Annotated in this window: 12 protein-coding genes; 6 read left to right on the top strand and 6 right to left on the bottom strand. The window is 53.3% G+C overall.

Features of this window, described 5'->3' with window-relative positions; genetic code table 11:
- Positions 1 to 282: 282 nt before the first annotated feature.
- Entirely contained in the window at positions 283 to 753 is a 471-nt protein-coding gene (gene argR, locus WH277_RS28405) for a transcriptional regulator ArgR (RefSeq protein ID WP_133844137.1), read from the bottom strand.
- Positions 754 to 1,071: 318 nt separating this feature from the next.
- Between argR and mdh the strand changes: the two genes are divergently transcribed.
- Entirely contained in the window at positions 1,072 to 2,007 is a 936-nt protein-coding gene (mdh, locus tag WH277_RS28400; RefSeq protein WP_133844135.1) for a malate dehydrogenase, read from the top strand.
- A 73-nt stretch (positions 2,008 to 2,080) separates the two neighbouring features.
- On the opposite strand, the gene degS is transcribed toward mdh, so the two are convergent.
- From degS to zapG, 3 genes are all read right to left on the bottom strand, one after another.
- Positions 2,081 to 3,151 carry an outer membrane-stress sensor serine endopeptidase DegS gene (gene degS, locus WH277_RS28395; RefSeq protein ID WP_339507493.1) on the bottom strand — a complete coding sequence of 357 codons (1,071 nt, stop codon included), beginning with the start codon at positions 3,149 to 3,151 and terminating at the stop codon, positions 2,081 to 2,083.
- Between the two features lie 82 nt (positions 3,152 to 3,233).
- Complete coding sequence (degQ, locus tag WH277_RS28390; RefSeq protein WP_339507492.1) at positions 3,234 to 4,619, bottom strand: serine endoprotease DegQ; 1,386 nt, start codon at positions 4,617 to 4,619, stop codon at positions 3,234 to 3,236.
- Between the two features lie 123 nt (positions 4,620 to 4,742).
- Positions 4,743 to 5,141, bottom strand: a complete 399-nt coding sequence (zapG, locus tag WH277_RS28385; protein WP_133844129.1) for a Z-ring associated protein ZapG — start codon at positions 5,139 to 5,141, stop codon at positions 4,743 to 4,745.
- A 176-nt stretch (positions 5,142 to 5,317) separates the two neighbouring features.
- Between zapG and zapE the strand changes: the two genes are divergently transcribed.
- The 5 genes from zapE to sspB all read left to right on the top strand — a co-directional run bounded on the left by zapE (position 5,318) and on the right by sspB (position 8,978).
- A complete protein-coding gene (zapE, locus tag WH277_RS28380) occupies positions 5,318 to 6,445 on the top strand; it encodes a cell division protein ZapE (protein ID WP_339507491.1) in 1,128 nt (375 codons plus the stop codon).
- A 244-nt stretch (positions 6,446 to 6,689) separates the two neighbouring features.
- Positions 6,690 to 7,118, top strand: a complete 429-nt coding sequence (gene rplM, locus WH277_RS28375) for a 50S ribosomal protein L13 (protein WP_056231094.1) — start codon at positions 6,690 to 6,692, stop codon at positions 7,116 to 7,118.
- A gap of 15 nt (positions 7,119 to 7,133) precedes the next feature.
- Positions 7,134 to 7,526, top strand: a complete 393-nt coding sequence (gene rpsI, locus WH277_RS28370) for a 30S ribosomal protein S9 (protein WP_004168023.1) — start codon at positions 7,134 to 7,136, stop codon at positions 7,524 to 7,526.
- A 307-nt stretch (positions 7,527 to 7,833) separates the two neighbouring features.
- Entirely contained in the window at positions 7,834 to 8,475 is a 642-nt protein-coding gene (gene sspA, locus WH277_RS28365; RefSeq protein ID WP_133844125.1) for a stringent starvation protein SspA, read from the top strand.
- 5 nt (positions 8,476 to 8,480) lie between these two features.
- Complete coding sequence (sspB, locus tag WH277_RS28360; protein WP_133844123.1) at positions 8,481 to 8,978, top strand: ClpXP protease specificity-enhancing factor; 498 nt, start codon at positions 8,481 to 8,483, stop codon at positions 8,976 to 8,978.
- A 75-nt stretch (positions 8,979 to 9,053) separates the two neighbouring features.
- On the opposite strand, the gene WH277_RS28355 is transcribed toward sspB, so the two are convergent.
- Positions 9,054 to 10,811, bottom strand: a complete 1,758-nt coding sequence (locus WH277_RS28355) for a sulfite reductase subunit alpha (protein WP_339507490.1) — start codon at positions 10,809 to 10,811, stop codon at positions 9,054 to 9,056.
- A 67-nt stretch (positions 10,812 to 10,878) separates the two neighbouring features.
- The gene (locus tag WH277_RS28350; protein WP_159337315.1) at positions 10,879 to 16,410 is read right to left on the bottom strand and encodes a glutamate synthase-related protein; all 5,532 of its coding nucleotides are present in this window, start codon (positions 16,408 to 16,410) and stop codon (positions 10,879 to 10,881) included.
- Positions 16,411 to 16,975: the final 565 nt, after the last annotated feature.

The following is a 16,975-nucleotide window of genomic DNA, read 5'->3' as shown; positions in this document are numbered from 1 at the left end:
ACCAGCCGTTATAAAAAACGCTTATATTTTACCCGCCCCCTGTTAAATACGTGTAAAAACATCGCACTGCGTGACATTAGCGATTTGTGCGCTTATTAGGGGTTGATCACATTGCTGAAAGAATTTTTGGCAGTGGTAGCCGCAAGGAGCCGGGTGAGAAGGGAGTGGGATATTCTGCTGTTGGTTGTTTTATCAGGGAAATAAAAAAGGGCCGATCAGTATCAGCCCTAAGTAAAATGCATGGCCAGCGGGTGTTGCCGCCAGGTTAACGCCAGTGGTGCCTTATAACTCTTGCTCGAAGAGTACCAGCACCGCATCGTAGAGTTGCTTCACCGAGAAGGCGCGTGCAGGCGTAATAAAGATGGTGTCATCTCCGGCGATGGTTCCAAGAATACCTTCTGCTTTACCCAGTGAATCCAGCAGGCGTGCAATCAACTGTGCGGCACCCGGGCTGGTGTGAATCACAACCAGTGCATCGTTAAAGTCGATATCCAGCACCAGGTTTTTTAGCGGACTGGTGGTGGTCGGCACACCCAGTTCTGCTGGCAGGCAGTAAACCATCTCCATTTTTGCATTGCGTGTGCGCACTGCGCCGAACTTCGTCAGCATACGAGACACTTTCGACTGATTGATATTCTCGAAGCCTTCTTCTTGCAGTGCGCTGACAATCTCGCCCTGCGAGCTGAATTTTTCTTCCTTGAGTAAGGCTTTGAATGCCTTGATCAGGTCTTCTTGTTTTGATGGGTTACGCATAGGTTACCGATAAAAGGGGGTTATCAAGGGATACCCTCAGCGGGATATTACATTAATATGCAATAAAATGAATGTTTATGCAAATGAGAAATCGGGCGCGGAGCCATTTAAGGCCGTCTCCGCAACAGTTTACCAAATTTTATCGGCGAAAAAAAACGTGCTGACGCCGTGCTGAAATGCGCACTTTGTGAACACTTTGTTATAATGTTGAGGTTGTTCCACAACGCGCTAAAGGTGTAATGTAACGCCCAATCACGATGTATTTGTATACTGATTTCCCGGCACATGTAATGTTCAAAAAATAATAAGGAGTTTAGGATGAAAGTTGCGGTCCTCGGTGCAGCAGGTGGTATTGGTCAGGCTTTGGCCCTCCTGCTTAAAACTCAGCTTCCGGCAGGCTCAGAACTCTCCCTCTATGATATCGCTCCGGTTACCCCCGGTGTCGCGGTTGATTTAAGCCATATCCCTACAGCAGTCAAAATTGAAGGTTTCAGCGGTGAAGATGCGACTCCTGCGCTTAAGGGTGCTGACGTAGTGCTGATTTCTGCTGGTGTTGCACGTAAACCTGGTATGGATCGTTCAGATCTTTTCAACGTAAATGCCGGCATTGTGCGTAATCTGATTGAGCAGGTCGCCTCAACCAGCCCAAAAGCACTGATTGGTATCATCACAAACCCGGTCAATACCACGGTAGCGATTGCTGCTGAAGTGCTGAAGAAAGCAGGTGTTTACGACAAAAATAAACTTTTTGGTATCACGACCCTCGATATCATTCGTTCGAACACATTTGTTGCTGCCTTGAAAGGCAAGCAGCCTGAAGAACTCAATGTGCCGGTGGTTGGTGGACACTCCGGCGTGACGATCCTGCCATTGCTGTCGCAGATCCCTGGCGTGACATTTACCGAGCAGGAAGCCGCTGAACTGACGAAACGTATTCAGAATGCGGGTACTGAAGTGGTCGAGGCAAAAGCGGGTGGCGGCTCTGCAACTTTGTCGATGGGCCACGCGGCTGCGGTCTTTGGTTTGTCTTTGGTGCGTGCTCTGAAAGGCGAAAGCAACATTGTTGAATGTGCTTATGTTGAAGGAGATGGCGAGTATGCGCGTTTCTTCTCACAGCCGTTGCTGCTGGGCAAAAACGGTATTGTCGAACGTCGTCCGATCGGTGCACTGAGTGCGTTTGAACAGCAGTCGCTGGATGGCATGCTGGACACGCTGAAGAAGGATATTACTCTCGGCGAAGAGTTCGTTAAGTAACTTCCCCCTTCATATATGGCACCCGTAACGGTGCTGTTCACCCCGGCTCTGTCCGGGGTGGATGTCTGTCAAACTACTGCGTCTGATTCTCTTCCGGGTATTCCTGAACCGTGACTGGCAGCGTCATCTTTTTACCCTCACGGCTGATTTCTACGTTAATCACCGTTCCCGGGCGTATTTCCGCCACCTGATCCATCGTTTCCAGCGGTGAAGCCGCCTGAACGTTGTTGACCCGGGTAATCGTGTCATTGACATGAATACCGGCAATATCGGCGGGCCCACCAGCTTTAACATAGGTAACGACGATACCCTGAAGCTGAGGGTGCTCTATTCCTGTCTCCAGCCCACTGGAGCGTCGGAATTCCTGGCCCGTGATACCGATATAGCCACGGATCACCCGACCATCGCGGATCAGCTTTTCCATCACCTTAGTCGCCAGTTTGGTGGGGATAGCAAACCCCAGCCCTTCCGGTGTTTCACCGTTGCTACTTTTATCAAACGATAGCGTATTAATCCCCATCAGTTCACCCAGAGAATTAATCAGCGCACCGCCAGAGTTGCCACGGTTAATCGAGGCATCTGTTTGCAGGAAATCCTGATGACGGGAAGGGCTGAGGCCAACGCGCCCCGTGGCACCGATAATGCCCTGGGTGACGGTTTGTCCGATGTTGTAGGGGTTACCAATCGCCATTACCAGGTCGCCAACGTGTGCGACTCGTTGCGGGTTGATGGGGATCACCGGCAAACTGGAGGCATTGATTTTCAGCACGGCCAGGTCGGTCAGCGTATCTGACCCGACCAGCATGGCTTCAAAGGAGCGTCCATCCTGCAGATTAACGATAATCTGACTGGCATCATTAATCACATGTTTATTGGTCAGGATATAGCCACGAGGATCCATTATTACGCCTGAGCCCAGGACATCTGTTGAGCCGCTGGCGCTGTGGTTATAGACATAGACCACGGCAGGTGCCGCGCGGCGGACCCCGGCATTGTAACTGGCAGGTTCTTCACTGGTGGTGCTGGTACTGGAGCTGGAGCGCGGCAACAGGTCGCCCCCAAGCCTGAGGCTCGGTACGGCTACCAGAAGAATACCGGCCACAATCAGGCCAAAGATCACTGAACGCAAAATTTTAAGAAACATGGTCTTAAGCGGTGAATGAAAGAACGACTGGCAGAATAGCATGAGTTACGCAGACACAGTAGCCCGTGTCTGCGCAAGAGGGTTAAGGCAGGAGCAGGTAGATATTCTCTTCACCGCGCATCACGCTCAGTGCCAGTAGCGGTGGTTTTGCTTCCAGCAGTTTACGCAGTTCGGCCAGGTTCTGAACTGGCGTACGGTTGACGCCAACAATCACATCGTCTTTCTGCAGACCAAACTGGGCGGCGGGAGTCGATTTCTCAACCTCATCGACTTTCACCCCTTTGGTGCCGTCTTTGGCCGCTCCATCACTGAGTGTCGCGCCCTGTAAAGCTGGCGTTGTCAGCTCTGCGCCAGCGCTACTCTGGGTGCTGTTATCCAGCTTCACAGTTACGGTGAGTGGCTTAGCATCACGTAACAGGCCGATCTTCACATCCTGGCCCGGCGGGGTGGTGCCGATTTTCACCCGCAGTTCCGCAAAGTTGGCGATGGCTTTACCGTCGACGCTGGTAATGATGTCACCGGCTTTGATGCCTGCTTTGGCCGCGGCGGACTGGGGTAATACTTCGTTGACGAAAGCGCCACGTTGAACGTCGACATTAAAGGCTTTCGCCATCTCAGCGGTCATCTCGGTGCCTTTGATTCCCAACTGGCCACGCTTAACTTCGCCAAACTGGATCAACTGCTGTGCAAGGCCCATCGCCATATTACTGGGGATAGCAAAGCCAATGCCGATATTGCCGCCGCTGGAGGCCAGAATAGCCGTGTTCAGGCCGATCAGTTCACCATTGAGATTGACCAGCGCTCCACCGGAGTTACCCCGGTTGATGGCCGCATCGGTCTGGATAAAGTTTTCCAACCCTTCCAGGTTCAGCCCACTGCGCCCCAGGGCAGAGACAATTCCTGAGGTGGCGGTCTGACCCAGTCCAAACGGATTACCGATCGCAACGGCAAAATCCCCGACTTTAAGCTGGTCAGAGTCGGCAATTTTAAATTGCGTTAGCTTCGTGGCGCCATTGAGCTGGATGAGCGCAATATCGGTCTGCTCATCGTGGCCAACCAGTTTGGCATCGAACTCGCGGCCGTCGCTCAGCTGCACGCTGATTTTGTCTGCGCCGTTAACCACGTGGTTATTGGTCAGCACGTAACCTTTTGCCGCATCAATGATCACACCTGACGCCAGTCCTTCAAACTCTTGTGATTTTTCGTCACCTTGTGCACCATCCTGGCCGTTCTGTTCGAAGAAGCGCTTTAACTGCTCGGGGATCTGTTGCTGTTTGCTGTCGCTCTCGGTTCCCTCAACGTGAACGCTGACCACGGCAGGCAGAACTTTTTCCAACATCGGTGCCAGGCTCGGCAACGGTTGTCCCTGAATCTGGGAAGGCAGCGATGCCTGGGTCGCAGGGACCACGGCCAGATTGACGCCAATACTTAATGCCAGTGCGCTTAACAGAAATGATTTTTTCTTCATCGGGACTCAGCTCTCGCTACCAGGGGAATAAATAAAGGTGTACCCGGAATTGCAGGCTATATGTTGAGTGATACAGGTATGACCGTTCAGAAACGAGAGGGTGCCAGGCACCCCCAATAAAAATTATTTGGCAGCGCGATCGCCACGCAGCAGGCCAGAAGCGCTGTCCGGGTAATCACGCGGCATTTGCACTGGCACCTGATCGTTATCCGCTTCGGATTCGGTCAGCTGATAGGCAAACGGGTTTTTTTCACCCGGCAGGTTTGGCAGCAAGTCGTTCGACCCTTTCGCCATATGCTGATACAGCTGGCGATAGTCGCGAGCCATATTGTCCAGCAGCTCTGCGCTGTGGGCAAAATGATTCGTCAGCTCTTCACGATAGTCAGCCAGCTCGGCTTTACTCTTTTCCAGTTCATACTGCAGGCTGCGTTGCTCACGCAGTTTCTTATTGCCGAAACGCATGGCGACCGCACCAATAATAATCCCAACCACTAACCCAATAAGCGCATATTCCCAGGTCATAATAACTCCCATATTGTCTTCGTTGTTCCGTAGGGCCTTTCCAACTCATACCCGCCACTATAACCGCTAATCTCACGGAAGTGGAATCCTGCGGCAGCTTCGCTTAGTGTAGAACGACTTTTTTTTCGACAATCAACCACCCGGCAAGACCATTTTTCAGGGAATGTGACAACATTATGCAAACGATGTCTCCTCTGGCGCTGTATCAGCAGGCGCTGGAAAACGGCGAGTATCAGGCCGATGACGTACAACGTGCCGCGATGACCCGCTTAGACGGTATCTATCAGGCATTAACCCGTATCAGCCCGCCCGCATCCGCTGCCAGCGGTGGGTTATTCGGTAAGCTTAATAAGCTGCTGGGAAAAAGTAAAAATGATGTTCAGACACCTGCGCGTGGTCTGTATATGTGGGGCGGCGTTGGGCGTGGCAAGACCTGGCTAATGGATATGTTTTTTCGGGCTATTCCTGGCGAGCGCAAGCAGCGACTGCACTTCCACCGCTTTATGCTGCGGGTGCATCAGGAGTTGACCGAGTTGCAGGGCCAAAGTGATCCGTTACAAATCGTTGCCGATCGCTTTAAAGCCGAAACGGACCTGCTGTGTTTTGATGAGTTTTTTGTCTCAGATATCACCGATGCCATGCTGCTTGGCACACTGATGGAAGCGCTATTCAGTCGGGGTATTACGCTGGTTGCGACATCAAACATTCCCCCGGACGATCTCTATCGTAACGGTTTGCAACGGGCACGTTTTATGCCTGCCATTGAGATGATTAAACAGTATTGTGAAATCATGAATGTGGATGCGGGGATTGATTATCGCCTGCGCACGCTGACGTCTGCACACCTGTGGATGACGCCGTTGGGTGAAGAGACGTCAAAAGAGATGGAACGGATGTTTGTCGCGCTGGCGGGTAAGCCGCGGGAACATCATGAGCCGCTCGAGATTAACCATCGTCAGCTGCCCACGCTGGGAATGGCAGAAGGCGTGCTGGCGATGAGTTTTCTTACGTTGTGTGGGGAAGGACGTAGCCAGCATGACTATATTGAACTGTCGCGCCGCTTCCACAGCGTATTGCTGTATGATGTGCCGGTGATGATTTACAAGACTGAAGACCAGGCTCGACGTTTCCTGGCGTTGGTGGATGAATTCTACGAGCGTCATGTGAAGCTGGTGGTCTCGGCAGAAACATCACTTTATGAGATTTACCAGGGTACGAGGCTGAAGTTCGAGTACCAGCGCTGTGTCTCCCGCTTACAAGAGATGCAGAGCGAAGAGTACCTGCGGCTGCCGCATTTACCCTGAGCCTCTCATTACGGTGACGTGATGGTAATTTTATCGTAGAAAACGTTCGCTCTTTGCGTGCGAGTTCTCTATAATCTTGCGACCCCACGTTACAGCAAAGGTTTTTTTCCCAAAACTCTTTGTGTTCCAGTAACTCTATCCGAAGGGGTGGGCTTGCTGGTCAAGATGGTCGTGTGAGCTCCAACCGTTTATTCAAGCGTTTGGGATTTCACCAACGTGTAACTTAATTTGGGTAAGCTTTTAGATGAAAACTTTTACAGCTAAGCCAGAAACCGTCCAACGTGACTGGTATGTTGTTGACGCAACAGGCAAAACCTTAGGTCGTTTAGCGACCGAACTGGCTCGTCGTCTGCGCGGTAAGCACAAAGCGGAATACACTCCGCACGTCGATACTGGTGATTACATCATCGTTCTGAACGCTGAGAAAGTTGCCGTAACCGGTAACAAGCGTACTGACAAGATTTATTACCATCACACCGGCTTCGTCGGTGGTATCAAGCAAGCGACCTTCGAAGAGATGATTGCTCGCCGTCCTGAGCGTGTGATTGAAATCGCGGTTAAAGGCATGCTGCCAAAGGGCCCGCTGGGCCGTGCTATGTACCGTAAACTGAAAGTTTACGCGGGCAACGAGCACAACCATGCGGCACAGCAACCGCAAGTTCTTGACATTTAATCGGGATTACAGGCAATGGCTGAGAATCAAAACTACGGCACTGGTCGCCGCAAAAGCTCTTCCGCACGCGTCTTCATTAAGCCGGGTAGCGGTAACATCGTTATCAACCAGCGTTCTTTAGAACAGTACTTCGGTCGCGAAACTGCCCGCATGGTAGTTCGCCAGCCGCTGGAACTTCTGGACATGGTAGGTAAATTTGATCTGTACATCACTGTTAAAGGTGGTGGTATCTCTGGTCAGGCTGGTGCGATCCGTCATGGTATCACACGCGCTCTGATGGAGTACGACGAGTCACTGCGTGGCGAACTGCGTAAAGCAGGCTTCGTTACTCGTGATGCTCGTCAGGTTGAACGTAAGAAAGTCGGTCTGCGTAAAGCACGTCGTCGTCCTCAGTTCTCCAAACGTTAATTTTTTCTGCTCAGGCAGAATCGATTATCGGAAAACCCGGTGCCTGGCGCCGGGTTTTTTATTTTCTTCTAGTGCAAAAAGCGCGAAACACACACCGCTTTACCATTTTCCCCTGCAATTCCGTCTGCGACCCCCCACAAGCTGACTAAAATCTGGTAGACTATGTGTCACTTTGTGCCCATTGGCCGGGCAATGACGCGTGTATCCTGTGTACCAGGAATCGGTCAATCTTCGGGCTGGTGGCAATGATGAGTCGCCACGTGGATGGCTATTCGCAGTAATTTTCTCGATAAACTTGGAGGTTTACATGGCTGTCGCTGCCAACAAACGTTCGGTAATGACGCTGTTTTCTGGTCCGACTGACATTTTCAGCCACCAGGTACGCATTGTACTGGCTGAGAAGGGTGTTAGTGTCGAGATCGAGCAGGTTGAAACGGATAACCTGCCGCAGGATCTGATCGACCTCAACCCGTACCGTACCGTACCCACCCTCGTTGATCGCGAGCTGACGCTGTATGAATCGCGCATCATCATGGAATATCTGGACGAGCGTTTCCCGCATCCACCATTGATGCCGGTGTACCCGGTAGCGCGTGGTGAAAGCCGCCTGATGATGCACCGCGTCGAGCAGGACTGGTACAGCCTGATGCGTAAAGTTGAAAACGGTACCGCGCAGGAAGCTGAAGCGGCACGTAAGCAACTGCGTGAAGAGCTGCTGGCAATCGCTCCGCTGTTCGCACGTACGCCGTTCTTTATGAGCGAAGAGTTCAGCCTGGTTGACTGCTATCTGGCTCCGCTGTTGTGGCGTTTACCGCAGATGGGTATTGAGCTGATTGGTGCGGGTTCAAAAGAGCTGAAAGGCTATATGACGCGTGTCTTCGAGCGTGATTCCTTCCTGGCTTCCCTGACTGAAGCAGAACGTGAAATGCGCCTGCATACGCGGGGCTGATTACGATGGAAATGTCCCAACTTACCGCACGTCGTCCTTATTTGCTGCGCGCTTTTTATGAGTGGTTGCTCGACAACAATCTCACGCCGCATCTGGTCGTCGACATTAATTTGCCCGGCGTGATGGTGCCCCTGGAATACGCCCGCGATGGTCAGATCGTTCTGAACATTGCGCCGCGTGCTGTGGGCAATCTTGAGTTGGGCAATGATGAAGTTCGCTTCAGCGCCCGTTTTGGCGGTGTTCCTCGTCAGGTTTCCGTGCCATTAGCGGCGGTACTGGCGGTTTACGCCCGTGAAAACGGCGCGGGTACCATGTTCGAACCTGAACCGGCGTATGACGAAGCGGGTGAATTCGAGGCATCTGGCGGGCAGGATGTTGCCCCGGAAACGGTGATGTCGGTGATCGATGGTGATCGTCCCGATGACAGCGTTTCTGACGATGAGGGCCCTGATGATGAGCCGCCTCCGCGCGGTGGTCGTCCGGCGCTTCGCGTTGTGAAATAAAAAACGGGCCTGATGGCCCGTTTTTTTTATCCCTGTCTCTGGAGCGAACCGATGTTACGGTTCGCCTCACTTCTCTTAATAGACATCGCGCAGGTAGCGTTTTTCTTTCTTCAGCTGATCGACGTAATCTGCTGCACGTTCCGCAGACATCCCACCAAACTGAGTAATCACCTGATAAAGCGCCTTATCGACGTCTTTAGCCATGCGTGAAGCATCGCCACAGACATAGAAGTAAGCCCCTTCTTCTAACCAGGCAAACAGCTCTGCACCCTGTTCCAGCATGCGGGTCTGCACATAGATTTTCTCAGCCTGATCGCGTGAGAAGGCTAAGTCCAGGCGCGTCAGTAAACCACTTTCCTGCCAGGTATTCAGTTCATCCTGATAGATATAGTCGTGTTGCTGATGCTGATCGCCGAAGAACAACCAGTTTTTGCCTTTAGCGTTTAACGCTTCACGCTCTTCAAGGAAAGCACGGAACGGGGCAATACCGGTACCTGGGCCAATCATGATCAGCGGAGCATCATTATTGGATGGCACGCGGAACGCTTTATTCGGTGAAATGAAGATCGCAGGTTTTTCACCTCGTTTAACGCGCTCAGCCAGGTAAGTTGAGCAGACGCCGTTACGTGCACGGCCTGCGCTGTGATAACGAACGGAAGCGATGGTCAGATGCACCTGATTAGGGTGTGCTTTCTGACTGGACGAAATGGAGTAAGCGCGGTGCTGCAACGGACGCAACAGGGCAACAAACTCAGGAATACTCAGTGAACGAGTCACATCCAGCTGCAGCAGGTCGAGGGTATCTTTACCCCACAGCCACACACCCAGCGCATCTTTATCGTCATGCTGTAAGACATGACGCAGCTCCTGGTTGGTGGTGTTCTGGCCAACCCATTCGATCAGCTTGCGTGAAGGTTCAGAGATCTCAAACTGGTAGGTCAGCAGGTCGCCCAGACTTCTTTCAAAGCCAGGAACGGGTGTATCGTAGTCTGATTTCAGCTGCGTCAGCAGCAGAGTGACGAGTGCCGGTTCGTTGACCGGGATAACACCCAACGCATCACCCGCTTCGTACTTCAGACCACTGTCGGTCAGATCAAACTCGAAGTGACGAATATCTTTGCCTGAGTTCTCACCGGACAGACGCTTGTTCGTCGCCAGTGCAGCAGCGTAAGGGTTGTTTTTATTGCTGCCAGGGATGACTGGCGCTTCGGGTGCGCTCTCCAGGGCATTACCGCTGCTGCCTGCGCTGGCAGCAAACTGTGGCATGGAGCTGGCGATCCATTCGTTAGACGGCTCTTCATAGTCGATATCGCAGTCGATGCGGTCATAGACACGTTTTGCGCCCAGCTGCTCAAGACGCATATCGATAAATTTACCTGCCTGACAGAAACCGTCGTAGCCTGTATCGCCAATCGCCAGTACCGCAAAGTGCATCTGTTCCAGACGTGGAGCTGTGCTGGCAGAGATAGCCTGCCAGAACAGCTGCGCGTTATCTGGCATTTCACCTTCACCGTAGGTCGAGGTGATCACCAGCACGTGACGCATGGTCGCGAACACGTCGATATCGACTTCGCCCAGACCCTGAACGACAGGCACCAGGCCTTTCGCACGCGCTGCTTTCGCGGCGCTCTGTGCTAATGCTTCCGCATTACCCGTCTGGGAACCAAACAGGATGTGAAGCTGGGTCGTTGCTGCGGAGGCGGCAGAGCCTGCCGCCTGCGGCTGATTTTCCAGCACCAGCAGGCGTGAATGTAAACCAGCAAGGAAGCCTGCCAGCCAAAATTTCTGCTCACCATTAAACGGTGCATCTTCAGGAATATAAGGAATCTTCATCGCTTTTATCTACTCAATCCCGTTTGAATACTCGTTATAGAATATTAGTTTCTGTTCTTATCAATAATCAGGCTAATTTGCCGACTGCGGCAGCCAGTTCAGGCAGTGCAGCACGAGCAAACAGCTCTTCAAAGTCAGGCAGTCGTCCCAGTACTTCTCTGTTGCATGCATCCTGATACATGATCCAACCGTACGTCGCCAGACTGTCCATTGAACGGATGTTACGTTGCGTCAGCGCGGCTTTATAATCGGTCATGCGCTTCGCACCAATCAGGCAGGAAAGCTCTTCATCACTGTAGCTTTCAATGGCCGCGCGACCGTGGCGCTGCAACTTGCTGATCAGCGTGAAATCCTCGGTCATCAGCAGGTTACGTACCGCTTTCTCAACTGCCGGGTCTTCCACTGAAGTACCTTTCGGCAGACGCGAAAGTGCCAGCTGTTGCGCAGAGCTGAGGACGGTGTAGTTGTTTAACAACACCAGCATCTCGGGGGTATCCGTTGCGCCGTAGCCCGGAACCGCACCATTGGCGATGGCTTTACCTTCACGCCATGCCGCTTTAAATTTCGCGACCTGATGACCGGCAAGTGCGGTAGAGAGTTCTTCAAGCAAATCCTTACGGGTTTTCGCTTTCAGGATTTCAGCACCATCCTGATACAGCAACAGGGAACGCGGCATCACGTAAACGAAATGCTGGCTCTCTGTTTCCCAGTGATCAAGCAACCACTGAGCACGCGGAGAAGAGGTCGCTTCCAGATGCCAGTTCAGCATGGTCAGTACCGCTTCTTTATGAACGCGTGCCATCTCGTTGTCATCGGTGATGGAACCCAGCATCACGGAATCACCGGCAGCAGAACCCGCCAGCGTGCCGTACGGGTCGTACTGGTAGGCGAAACCGCCGCTCATGCCATTACCAAACCCAGTACCGTACGTACCAAGGTTAAGCACCGCACCGTTCGTCATATATTCGCAGCAGAAATCACCGACGCCTTCAACAACCGCAGTCGCACCGGAGTTACGCACGGCAAAACGGTCACCCGCCTGGCCTTGTGCGTACAGACGCCCGCCGGTGGCACCGAACAGGGCAAAGTTACCGATCAACACGTTGCCTTCCGCGTCCTGTGAGCCGCCGCCAGGCGACATCACCACAATCTCCCCGCCGCACTGGCCCTTACCCACACCGTCGTTACAGGTGCCGTAATGTTCCAGGCGCATGCCATCGTTACAGAACACGCCGTAGGACTGGCCAGCAGAACCGGAGGTAGAGATAGTGATCGTCGCCGGTGCCAGATAGCGGCGCCCGCGATCGTCCAGCAGCGCGGCCGGAATACGGCTCAAATGCTCAGCGTTCAGTGTATGGTTCAGCAGGCGCTCAATGTCGATAGCCAACTGACCGCCCACGCTCTTGTTACGGTTGTTCAGTGTGATCCCTGCGCCGAGCTTGATCTCAGTGGATCCCTGGCTGACCAGTTGATCGTTCAGCAGATCAATCCAGCCGTTATCCAGCTCAAAATCTTTTTCCAGATAGACTGGACGGGCGATTTTCAGCTCGGGCACTACGGTCAACATGGCACGCAGATCCAGTTTGCCGACTTCCAGTGGGTGATCCATCAGGTGCAGCAGATCGGAGCGGCCACGGGCTTCGCGCAGTGAGCGCAGGCCGAGACGCGCCAGCATTTCACGCACTTCATGCGCAACGTTGATAAAATATTGCGCCAGCTGGCGCGGATCGCCATCAAAGGCTTCGGCATTGGTGGTCAGGCCTGCCGGGCATTTCACGTTACAGTTTTTCGCCATCACACATTTCAGCATCATCAGTGCAGTGGTACCGAACTCGAAACTGTCACCGCCCAGCAGCGCGGATTTCACTACGTCGCTACCTGTCTGCTGTGCGCCAGAGCAGCGCAGCAGCACTTTTTCACGCAGGCCGTTGGCACACAGCGCCTGATGCACTTCGGCGATGCCGATTTCTGCCACGCGCCCGGTGTATTTCAGGCTGGTGACCGAGGCTGCCCCGGTTCCCCCGGTGTTACCGGCAACGTTGATGACATCGGCACCGGCTTTCGCCACGCCAACGGCAATGGTGCCGATACCTTCAGAGGAAACCAGTTTGACGATGACACGCACACGCGCCGCTTTACAGTCGTGGATCAGCTGCGCCAGATCTTCAATCGAATAGGTGTCATGGTGCGGAGGAGGTGAAACCAGCTCCACGCCCGGTGTACCACCACGTGCCGCCGCGATTTCTACCGTCACTTTGGCTGCCGGTAACTGGCCGCCTTCACCCGGTTTTGCGCCCTGGCCAATCTTGATTTCCAGCTCTTCGAGCATAGGGTCAGCCAGATAGGCGGCCCAGACGCCGAAACGACCGGATGCCAGCTGCTTGATACGTGAAGCACGAATGGTCCCATGGCGTGAGTAGTGTTCACCGCCTTCACCGCAGTTACTCATGCCGCCCACCATGTTGGTGCCGTGAGCAACGGCTTCGTGTGCCGGGGCGACCAGCGCACCGTGGCTCATCGCGCCAGAGGCAAAGGTACGGGTAATTTCGTGAGCGGGCTGCACTTCACTCAATGGCAGTGCCGGAGAGATCGTGAAGATGCGTGACAGATAATCTGCTGCTTTTCCGGTTGCCGTCAGGTGCAGAGCATCCGCCGCCACTTCGACATGCTGAATCGCGTCACCAAAGCGTTTTTTCAGGACGACGGAGAGCGTGGTCAAACGGTCATACTCGCTTTTCAGGCCGACGATGGCATCAGTCAGGCGCAGCGTAAACCGATCGTCGCTGCCTTCTGTCGCTTCACACTCCAGCCCACGCACGGCAAAGCCGTTGTTGACCAGCGAGTAGCGTCCCAGCTTACGGGTGAATTCTGCTTCACTGTCCACGTGCGTTAAGTCTGCCGGCAGGGCGAGAATATCACGCAGGGCCGCCGGGCGACGTTTACGCTCTTCCAGCATCAGGCTGGAGAACTGGCGGTAATCAGCGGTGATGGTGAAGTTATCGATCACCTCATTCGGGATGCGTTCGAAGCTGCTGTCAGTAAAGGACTTCGCTTTGATATTGAAGGCATTATCCAGCTTGGCCAGCGTCATCAGGCGGATAAAATTATCCTCCTCACGGGCTTTGTCGGTAAAGCGGATAGGCTGCTCAGTCATATCGATAAAGGTACGTACGGCAATGGTTCCGTAAGAGTGGCCTGCACCTTCTGCACGCTCTTTAAACAGCCCCAGCAACGGTACGTCAGACTCGCCCTGAATGCGCAGCGCACTCTGGTGCCAGTCAACGGCCATCTGCGCGATGGTGGCAAAGCCAGCGCCGCCCACCGGGGTTTTGATATTCGGGAAATACTTCTTCAGCACGCGATCTTCGGTATCCAGGAAATTCGGTTCAAAGAATTCGCCACAGCTGTAGCTTTCAACGGTACACAGACCCACTTTACCCATGGTTTTCATCAGGGCTTTTTCAGCGGCTTTGGCATAGCGTTTAAAGGCTTTATTACCTTCTTCGCCTTCACCGTACTTCTCTTCAGCACGCATCTGAACGCCGAGCGGATAAACCGCCGAAGCACCGAAACCGAGGGTAGCGGCAATGTGATGTGAAGAGATGCTCTGACCGCTTTCCACCACCAGTGAGACATCAAGACGAAGGCCTTCCTGCACCAGGCGTTGGTTGATCGCCGACACCATCAGCAGCATCGGGATAGCCGCACGCGTCGAGGAAATATGGCGGTCAGTAATAACGGCGATGCCGCCCTGTTCACGGGCAAAATCAACCACATCCTGCGCCAGGGCATCAATGGCTTTTTCCAGCGCATCAGCATTGGCCGCACGGCTTTCAGGATCGGTTCCGATAACTGGCTCGTAGAGCATTTCAAAACGGGCATAAGGTGCCACGGTCTGCTCGCGCAGCTGCAGCATATCCAGATGCGTCAGAATCGGTGTTGGAACCACAATCTGGTGGCCTTTACTGCGCCCGAGATGCGGTTTAGCGCCTAATGCTACGCGCAGCGTCATGCCGTCCACTTCACGGATAGAATCCAGCGGTGGGTTAGTGACCTGGGCAAAGCGCTGGGAGAAGTAGTGCGCCATGCCGCCTTCGTGATCGGACAGGGCGTTAATCGCGTTGCCGTAACCCATCGCTGAAATTTTCTCAGCGCCGGTGGTCAGCATCGGATCCATCATGAATTTGAAGCTTTCCTGGTTGTAGTAGTAAGCCACAAAACGCTGATAGGTTTTGAGGTCACCGCTGTAACGCAGAGGCGAGCCTTGTTGCTCTGCCGGAATAACCGGGAGTTCCTGTAATGTGACGCGCGACTCTGCCAGCATAGCCGGATAGTCAGCCACCGCAGCCAGTTTCTCCAGCGCTTCGATGGTGGTGTAGCTGCGTTTTTCACTGTGATCGTAATAGAGCATCCCGCCCGCTTCGATACGGCCACGGCGCAGTACGCTTTCCGGTGGGAAGGCGATCTGGCCCGCTTCCGACATCGCACCAATATATTCAGCGGTTTCGACAGAACGCAGGGGACGCAGCCCCAGACGGTCAAGACGCGCACCAATCACTTCGCCGTTACCGAAGATCAGAGCGGCCGGGCCGTCATTCTTCTCTTCGTACAGTGAGAAATATTCCAGCATCGCACGTACTTCAGCAGACAATGATGGATCGTTTTCCCATGCTGGCGGCATCATCGATACCACGGCGGTGATCAGGTCCAGGTTATCTTCCATCAGGCGGCTGTGGATGCTCTGGTCAAGACGGGAGCTGTCTGACTGGCCTTTTGGACGCACGATCTTCTTACCGCGTGCCAGCGCAAGTGCAGATTCTGCAATGCGGTTTTTACGGTCAGTGTTCAGTTCACCGTTGTGCGCCATCAGGCGGAACGGCTGTGCCATGGTGGTGTGCGGGTCGGTATTGGTGGAAAAACGGGTATGGAAGAACAGACCGCGCACCTGGTGGTCAGCATCGGTCAGATCCTGGAAATAAGGAATCACTTCATTGGAGTTCAGACGTGCTTTAAATACCTGCGTGCGCGAGGAAAGCGACAGCGGATAGAGTCCGCCAAATTCACTTTCAGTAAAGGCGCGGGCTTCGATGTCCAGCAGGGCACGGTAAATGCGTTTTTCAAAATCAATCTGGTTAGTCACATCGGCCGGGGCAGTAAACACCCATTGCGCGATAGGCAACTGGAACTGAATCGCCGCCGGGCGCAGCACGCTGTTATCCAGCGGCATATCGCGCTTAACGATGATCGTCAAATCATAGGCGGCCAGCGTTTCTTCGACCAGGCGCTCGGCGTTGGCTCGTAGCGCACTGTCTTTCGGCACAAAGAAGTTACCGACGCCATAACGGCCCGCTTCCAGCGGCAATCCGGTAATTTTGCGGAAAAAGTGCAAAGAGAGGTCAACGTTGACGCCAGCGCCATCACCCACGCCTTCGGCTGACATACCCCCGCGATGAGGAACGGTGCACAGGGCATTGTGTGCCATCTGCAGAACCTCATGAGTTTGCTCGCCGTCCTTACGAGTAATGAAACCTACGCCACAGCTATCACTGTCTTTTGATGGATCATACAAGCCATAGGGATAAGGTTTTGAGTTGGACATTGAGGGCCTCCTTAAACTGCTTTTGACATTACCACTGTTCTTCAGGCACAGAGCGCTACGGGCAGTCTTCTCTGGCTCTGTATCATTTTATGCCGCTAAAACGCAGACACCGTGACTCCGAACATTCCATTGATGGACATTTGTTTAAACGTCCTTGAATGAGTTGCTCACGAAATTCCGGGTCTCAAATTGGAGATAACTTGCATCACGAGGGAGTCTACTTGCTGCATAGATATGCCGAGACACTGGCCCGTTAGGAAAGCTTCCAGCGGATTTCCAACTTATCGGGAAAGCGTACTCAGGTCAAATAGCGATCTTACTTATACCTTTTAGCGTGTTTTGTGAATTATCTTCATGATAAATAACAAAATAATGCCATATTTTAACCCTATCGACCCGTGCATGAAGGCACAGGAAGTGTGAGCTGACTCACTATAGGGCAGCGGGCAAATCTCTGCACCATGCTGGTGCCGGGGTTATTGGCAGCAGAATGTGCTGTTAGGCGCTTGATAACCGCAGGAACACACTGTTTTTGGCGAGTGGGGTTATTTGAATTAAACAGAGG

The sequence above is a fragment of the Erwinia sp. MYb416 genome (assembly GCF_037479575.1).
Classification (GTDB): domain Bacteria; phylum Pseudomonadota; class Gammaproteobacteria; order Enterobacterales; family Enterobacteriaceae; genus Erwinia; species Erwinia rhapontici.
This window is presented reverse-complemented; position numbering and strand designations above follow the sequence as displayed.